A 541-nucleotide genomic window follows, 5' to 3' on the forward strand; every position below is an offset into this window, starting at 1 on the left:
GCCGCATCGGATGGATCAGGAATTGCAGTATCTGTTCCAATCCAGCCGGCCACAGGGGCCATAGCCTGCAAGCCAAGCGGATCGACGCCCATTACAGGATTCCCTCCGACATAGGCATACGTATTCAACCCCCCCTTAAGCCCAACCGGGTCGCTCTGCACGTACCGCCCTGTCTGTGGTTCGTAATCCCGAAAGTAGTTGTAGTACAGCCCCGTGTGTCGGTCGTAGCGTTGGCCAGGGAAGCGTAGGTCGAACTCGTAGCGTTCGCCGTCGCCGTCCGGGGCTTCTTCCGATGCGTCCGCGCCGAACGCTTCCCCCGTCAGCGGCCATCTCCATGTCGCCACGTTGCGCTTGGCATCGATGATCACTCTCGGTGTGCCCAGGTGGTCCGGTTCAATGTAGCCGATATTCGCTGCCGCGCCGCTACCGTCGATCACGGCAATCGGGTAATTCTCCAGCCAGATCACCTGCTGTTTCGCCTGGCCTTGGCCATCGTATTCCCCCAGCCATTGGCCCGCTTCGTCGTACAGGTAGCGCTGGG

At 60.8% G+C, this 541-nt stretch carries 1 protein-coding gene; it reads right to left on the bottom strand.

Annotated elements, in window-relative coordinates; genetic code table 11:
- The coding region (locus EBB59_RS13345) for an RHS repeat-associated core domain-containing protein (RefSeq protein WP_147455633.1) at positions 1 to 541 on the bottom strand (541 nt) is incomplete at both ends.

The sequence above is a fragment of the Solilutibacter pythonis genome (genome assembly GCF_003697345.1).
Classification (GTDB): domain Bacteria; phylum Pseudomonadota; class Gammaproteobacteria; order Xanthomonadales; family Xanthomonadaceae; genus Solilutibacter; species Solilutibacter pythonis.